Genomic DNA, 6,037 nt, shown 5'->3' with positions numbered 1-6,037 from the left:
CGCTGAGCGGCACCGGCGGCGCGCAGAACGGCTCGCCCGCGCCCGGCTTCGCCGAAACGCTCAAGTCCGCGCTCGACGGGGTCAACGCCGTCCAGACGCGCGCCGAAACGCTGTCGAGCGCCTACCAGACCGGCGAAGTCACCGATGTCGCCAAAGTCATGCTCGCCCGCCAGGAAGCCGGCGTCGCGTTCGAGGCGACCATGCAGGTGCGCAACAAGCTGCTGAGCGCCTACCAGGACATCATGAGAATGGGAGTGTGATGAGCCATGGCTGATCTCGTCCCCGCAGGCGCGGGCAATGCCCCGGTTCCGGCAGGCTCCGGCGCCGGTTCGGTCTTTTCGCCGTTCACCGATCCCGCAGGCGGGCCCGTCCTCACCCGGCTTTCCGCCTTCTCCGCACAGCCCGCGGTGCGCAAGACGCTCCCGGTCTTCGTCGGCCTGGCCGCGATCGGCGCCGCGCTGCTGACCTGGAACATGATGGCGCCCGATCCGCAGCGCGTGCTCTACACCCAGCTTGGCGACAGCGAGCGGGCGAGCGTGGCCGCCGCGCTCGATCAGGCGGCGATCCCCTACCGCATCGACAACGCCACCGGCGCGCTGAGCGTGGGCGAGAGCAACTACTACCGCGCGCGTATGCTGGTCGCCTCGGATGGCGCGCTGGCGACACCCGAAAGCGGCACGCAGATGCTCGACAGCCTGCCGATGGGCGCCAGCCGCACGCTCGAGGGCGAGCGCCTGCGCGCCGCGCGCGAGGCTGACCTGCAGCTGACCATCGCCCAGATCGACGGGGTGGAAGCGGTCCGCGTCCATCTGGCGGCGGGCGAAAAGTCGGTCTTCGTGCGCGACAACACCCCGCCCAGCGCCTCGGTCATGGTCCGCCTTGCGCGGGGGCGCAGCCTGTCCGAAGGGCAGGTCTCGGCGATCGTCAATCTCGTCGCGGGCTCCGTCCCCGGCCTCTCGAGCGATGCCGTGCGCGTGGTCGACCAGCACGGCCAGCTGCTCTCCGCCACCAGCAAGGGCGCCGACGCCGACCGGCTCGACCTGCAGGCGCGCATGGAAACCAAGCTGCGCGAACAGGTGACCCAGCTGCTCAGCCCGATGCTCGGTGAAGGCCAGTTCTCGACCGAAATCCAGGTCGATCTCGACATGGCCGAAGTCACCTCCGCGCGCGAAAGCTACGACAAGGACGGCGTCGTGCGCAGCGAGAGCCTGCAGCAGTCGCAGACCACCGGTACGGGCGCCGCAGCGGGGGTTCCGGGCGTGCTCGCCAACACCCCGCCCCCGCCCACCCAGGCCCAGCCCGGCCCGCCGCAGGGCACGCAAGGGCAGCCCGGCCAGGCGCCGCCGGCCAACGGCGAAAGCTCCTCGAGCCGCACCTACGAGCTGGGCCGCGAGGTTTCGGTCTCGAACGTCGGCCCTGGCAACGTGCGGCGCCTTTCGGTCGCGGTGGCGATCAGCGCCGAGGCGATGAAGGGCGCGAGCGCGCAGCAGATCGCCGATCTTCAGGCGCTGGTGAGCGCGGCGGTCGGCGCCAACCCGCAGCGCGGCGACGTGGTCAAGGTCATCACCCGCAGCTTCGAGCCGGTCGCCGATGCCGCTGCTTTGCCGTTCTACGAAACGAGCTGGTTCGCGATGCTGGTGCGCAACGGCGCGGCGGTGCTTGCGGTCTTGCTCGTCCTGCTGCTCGGCGTGCGCCCGATGGTCAAGGCGGTGCGCGGCGACAGGGTCAAGACCGCCAAGGGCAAGAAGGCGAAGAAGGGCAAGAAGGGCGCGGCCGCCGACGAGGATGACGACGAGGACGAGGACGCCGACGACGCCCCGGCCCAGGGCGGCTACGAGCGCCCCGAAGTGCCCGGCTCCAATCCCGAGGAAGAACACGTCCCCCGTGCGGAAATCCTCAACCGGCAGATCACGCTCGCGCGCGGTCTTGTCGCCGAGCAGCCTGACGGCGCCGTCCAGGCGCTGCGCCAGATGCTCAAACCGCCCGCGAGCGAGGATCAGGCAAAGGCCGCGTGATGAGCGAGATTGCTGCGTTCCAGGCGGCGGACAACGCCGCGGTGATGATGATGCTGCTCGACGAGGAGCAGACCTGCCGGATCCTGTCCGAGCTGGAACCCGACGAGCTGCGCCTGCTAGGCGAGAAGATGTGCCGGCTGGGCGAGATCAGCCCCGACACCATCGTCGAGGCGCTGACCAACTTCCTCGAGAAGACCGAGGAACTGGGCCTGCCCTCGCACAAGCGGGTCGATCAGGTGCGCACGATGATGCACCGCGCGCTGGGCGAGGTGAAGACCGAGAACCTGATGCAGCGCATCGTCCCGCCCGACGCGCCGCGCGATTCGATGGTCGAACTCGCCCGCTGGCTCAACGCCTCGGCGCTGATCCCGCTGGTCAAGGGCGAACACCCGCAGGCGATCGCGGTGCTGCTGGTCCAGCTCGACCCGCTCGTCGCCGCCGAAGTGCTCCACGGCCTGCCGCCCGAGCAGCATTCCGAGATCATCCACCGCGTCGCCACCATCGGCCCGGTTTCCCCGCAAGCGATCGCCATGCTCGAGGAACTGCTCAGCCGGCGCATCACCGAATGCCACGGCGCGCGTCCCCTGCAGATGGGCGGGATGAAGGAAGCCGCTGAGATCATCAACGGCGTGGGCAAGGTGATCGAGAAGCGGGTGATGGGCGAAATCGCCAAGAAGGACAAGATTCTGGCCAAGAAGCTGGAAGAGGAGATGTTCAAGTTCGAGCACCTCTTCGTGCTCGAACCCCAGCAGATGGGTGTGCTGCTGCGCGATGTCGGCAACGACACGCTGATCGATTCGCTCAAGGGTATTTCGGAGGAAGAGCGCGAGTTCTTCTTCCGCGCGATGTCCAGCCGTGCCGCCGACGGCGTCAAGGACGAGATCGCCGCGCGCGGGCGCACCAAGCTGTCCGACGTGGTGGCCGCGCAGAAGGAAGTCGTCGCCATCGCGCGCAAGCTGGTGGCCGACGGATCGCTGATCATGGGCGCAGGAGACGGCGAATATGTCTGACCTCAGCTTTGCCGTTCCCGCCGCCGGTTTCAAGTCGAGCCGTTCCTACGCCGAACGCCGGGGGTTCACCCCCGACCTGCGTTTTGGCGGTACGCTGAGCGAAACCGCCGCATCCCCCTCGCCCGAAACGCCGGTCAGCGCTCCCGAAGAGGAGAGCGACCCCCTGTCCGAAGCCTTCACCCAGGGCTTCACCGCCGGTTTCGAACAGGCCCAGCAGGCCGCAGCGCAACGGCAGGCCGCCGACGACACCGCGCGCGAGGCGCTTATGCTCGCGCTCACCCGGCTCGACGCCGAACTTGAAGAGCAGCTGCGCCTGCGCCTGCGGGAAACCGTCGCCGCGCTGTGCGAAAGCGCGATCGCGCCGCTCGCGCTCGACACCGACGCGCTGGTGCGCCGGATCGAGAAGGCGGTCGCGATGCTCGCGCGCGCGGACGACGAGCGCGTGATCCGCCTCCATCCCGAGGACATGGCGCTGGTCTCCCCCCGGCTTGCCGAACAGTGGACGGTCCAGCCCGATCCCAAGCTCACGCGCGGCACGATCCGCGTCGAGACCGCCAGCGGCGGGGTCGAGGATGGTCCCGCGACCTGGCGCCAGGCGATCGCCGAGGCGTTGCACGAATGCTGAGCGCGCGCCATGCTTGAATACTGCAAGGCGATCCTGCGCGATCTCGCCGCCCAGCCGGTGGACATCGCGCCGCGCCGCTTCGGCTACGTCACCGCCTGCGACGGAGGCCTGCTCGAAGTGAGCGGGCTGTCGGTCCCGGTGGGCGCGATGTGCCGCGTGGCCGACGGGCGCAGCGCGCCGCTGCTCGCCGAAGTGATCGGCTTTCGCAACGGGCGCACGATGATGATGATCCTGGGCGACACGATCCTGCTGCGCCCCGGCGCCCGGGTCTGCCCCGAAGGCCGCCCCGGCATGCTCCCGGTCGGCTCAGCCTTCCTGGGCCGCGCGGTCGACGGCGAAGGCCTGCCGATCGACGGCGGATTGCCGATCCACACCCGCGGCGAATGGCCCGCGGGCGGCGTGCGCACCTCCGCGCTCGACCGCAGCCCGGTGCGCATTCCCTTCGATACCGGGGTGCGCGCGCTCAACGCGCTGACCACCTTCGGGGTGGGCCAGCGCATCGGCGTGATGGCCGGATCGGGGGTCGGCAAATCGGTGCTGATCGACATGATCGCGCGCGGCGCCTCGGTTGCGCGCGGGGGGGCGGACGTGGTCATCGTCGGCCTCATCGGCGAGCGTGCGCGCGAGGTTTCGGACTTCGTCGAACGGCACATGAACGCGGCGATGAAGGACAAGACGGTGGTCGTCGCAGTGCCCGCCGACCACGCCCCCAACTTGCGCCTGCGCGGCGCGATGCTGGCGACCTCGATGGCCGAACACTTCCGCGCGCGGGGCAAGAAAGTGCTGCTCATCCTCGACAGCCTGACCCGCGTCGCGCACGCCGCGCGCGAGATCGGGCTGCTGCTGGGTGAGCCGGGCGCCGCGCGCGGCTACCCGCCTTCGGCGCTCGCCACGATCACCAAGCTGGTCGAGCGCGCGGGAAATTCGGCCGCCTCGGGCGGTTCGATCACCGGGCTCTACACCGTGCTTGCCGATGGCGACAACCAGGACGATCCGGTGGTCGATACCGCGCGCTCGATCCTCGACGGGCACATCGTGCTCAGCCGCGAACTGGCCCAGCGCGGGCAGTATCCGGCGATCGACATCGCCGCCTCGCTCAGCCGCGTGATGAACGACATCGTACCCCAGCCGCACCAGGAACAGGCGCGCACCTTCCGCGCGCTGACCGCCAGCTACGAGGCCAACCGCGATCTGGTGCTGATGGGCGCCTATCGCCCCGGCGCCGATCCCCAGCTCGACCGCGCCATCGCAATGACCGGCAAGCTGACGGCGTTCCTCAGCCAGGAAGCCGGCCAGATCGTGCCGCTTGCCGAAAGCGCGCGCCAGCTCGAACACCTGCTGGAGGGCTGAGCCATGAACGAGGCGCAAAAACGGCTCGTGCGCCTCCGGCGGCTCGAGAAAGTCCGCGCGATCGCGCGCCAGACCGCCGCTGCCGAAGCCGCGCAGGCCGAAAGCACGCTGGCCCAGCTGCGTTCGCTGAGCGAGCGCACGCGCCGTCTCGCGGCCGACTACGCCGGGCGCAAGACGGCACAGGACGGCGCCTCGCTGCACCAGATCGGGCGCTTCGTCTCGGGCTTGCAGACACTGACCCGCAACGCCGAGGGCGATGCCCGGCGCGCCCACGCCATCGCCGATGCCAAGCAGAAGCACCTGGCCGAAGCCGAACGCCGCCGCGCCGCGATCGAGGAACGCGCCGCGCTGCAGGAGCGCATGATCGCCAAGCTGGGCGCCGCGCCCGTTCTCACCGGACGACGGCAATCTGGCACAAAGCTTGAATAGGGATGAGCGAAGTCATGAATATGGTAAACACGAGGACCTTGCCCGCATGATCCAGCCCAACGCTCCTTCGCTCAGCGCCAGCCTTTCGGCAACGGTCGCCGCGCCGACCGGGCTGCCCGGCGCGCAGGCTCCCGCCGATGGCGGTTTTGCGCAGGTTCTCGGCGATCTTAGCACAACCGCGCCAGCCGAGGCCGCAAACCCTGCCGCAAATTTTGCCGCGGGCGCTGGCGCGAAGACCGGTGCAAACACGGGCGCCAACGCCTCGCTTCCCCTGCCCCCGAGCGATCGCGCCCTGCCCGGCAAGAGCCCGGCTGCGGACGGCAACATCTTGCCGCTTGCCGCCGCCGCCTTGCCGCGCGGCGCATGGACCGGCCAGGAAAGCGAGGACGATGAAACGACGGACACCGCCCAAGCGCCTGGCGACGCGCCCCTCCCCCAGGACAGCGCCGAGACCGCCTCGCTCCCCGAAATCGTGACCTTCTCGCCCGCGTTCCTCGCCGCGATCCAGTTCACCCTGCCGGTGCCGCCCGAAGCGCACGGGTCGGGCGACACGGCGACGGGGCCGGTTCCACCAAGCACCGCGACGCTCGCCTACCTGCCTGCGCCCG

Annotated in this window: 7 protein-coding genes; all 7 read left to right on the top strand. The window is 69.9% G+C overall.

Annotation, left to right across the window (positions count from 1 at the left end; all coding sequences use genetic code 11):
* Window positions 1-260: flagellar hook-basal body complex protein FliE (gene fliE, locus MTR62_RS19380; protein WP_244024039.1), on the top strand; the 260-nt coding region annotated here is incomplete at its 5' end.
* 6 nt (window positions 261-266) lie between these two features.
* Entirely contained in the window at window positions 267-2,015 is a 1,749-nt protein-coding gene (gene fliF / locus MTR62_RS19375) for a flagellar basal-body MS-ring/collar protein FliF (protein ID WP_244024037.1), read from the top strand.
* Window positions 2,015-3,025, top strand: a complete 1,011-nt coding sequence (locus tag MTR62_RS19370; RefSeq protein WP_244024035.1) for a flagellar motor switch protein FliG — start codon at window positions 2,015-2,017, stop codon at window positions 3,023-3,025. The genes fliF and MTR62_RS19370 overlap by 1 nt, the downstream gene beginning before the upstream one ends.
* A complete protein-coding gene (locus MTR62_RS19365; RefSeq protein ID WP_244024033.1) occupies window positions 3,018-3,650 on the top strand; it encodes a FliH/SctL family protein in 633 nt (210 codons plus the stop codon). The genes MTR62_RS19370 and MTR62_RS19365 overlap by 8 nt, the downstream gene beginning before the upstream one ends.
* A 9-nt stretch (window positions 3,651-3,659) precedes the next feature.
* A complete protein-coding gene (locus MTR62_RS19360; protein ID WP_244024031.1) occupies window positions 3,660-5,000 on the top strand; it encodes a FliI/YscN family ATPase in 1,341 nt (446 codons plus the stop codon).
* 3 nt (window positions 5,001-5,003) lie between these two features.
* Window positions 5,004-5,429, top strand: a complete 426-nt coding sequence (locus tag MTR62_RS19355; RefSeq protein ID WP_244024030.1) for a hypothetical protein — start codon at window positions 5,004-5,006, stop codon at window positions 5,427-5,429.
* Between the two features lie 46 nt (window positions 5,430-5,475).
* Window positions 5,476-6,037, top strand: a 562-nt coding sequence (locus MTR62_RS19350) for a hypothetical protein (protein WP_244024028.1), incomplete at its 3' end; no start/stop codon positions are given.

It is taken from the genome of Novosphingobium organovorum, from assembly GCF_022832435.1.
In the GTDB taxonomy this organism is placed as follows: domain Bacteria; phylum Pseudomonadota; class Alphaproteobacteria; order Sphingomonadales; family Sphingomonadaceae; genus Novosphingobium; species Novosphingobium organovorum.
Note: the sequence above shows the minus strand (reverse complement) of the source record. Positions and strands in the feature narration are given on the sequence as shown.

Bases quoted from the DNA above. Each gene is read 5' to 3' on its own strand.
- fliF (WP_244024037.1), top strand. From the start codon at position 267: ATGGCTGATCTCGTCCCCGCAGGCGCGGGCAATGCCCCGGTTCCGGCA.
- MTR62_RS19370 (WP_244024035.1), top strand. From the start codon at position 2,015: ATGAGCGAGATTGCTGCGTTCCAGGCGGCGGACAACGCCGCGGTGATG.
- MTR62_RS19365 (WP_244024033.1), top strand. From the start codon at position 3,018: ATGTCTGACCTCAGCTTTGCCGTTCCCGCCGCCGGTTTCAAGTCGAGC.
- MTR62_RS19360 (WP_244024031.1), top strand. From the start codon at position 3,660: ATGCTTGAATACTGCAAGGCGATCCTGCGCGATCTCGCCGCCCAGCCG.
- MTR62_RS19355 (WP_244024030.1), top strand. From the start codon at position 5,004: ATGAACGAGGCGCAAAAACGGCTCGTGCGCCTCCGGCGGCTCGAGAAA.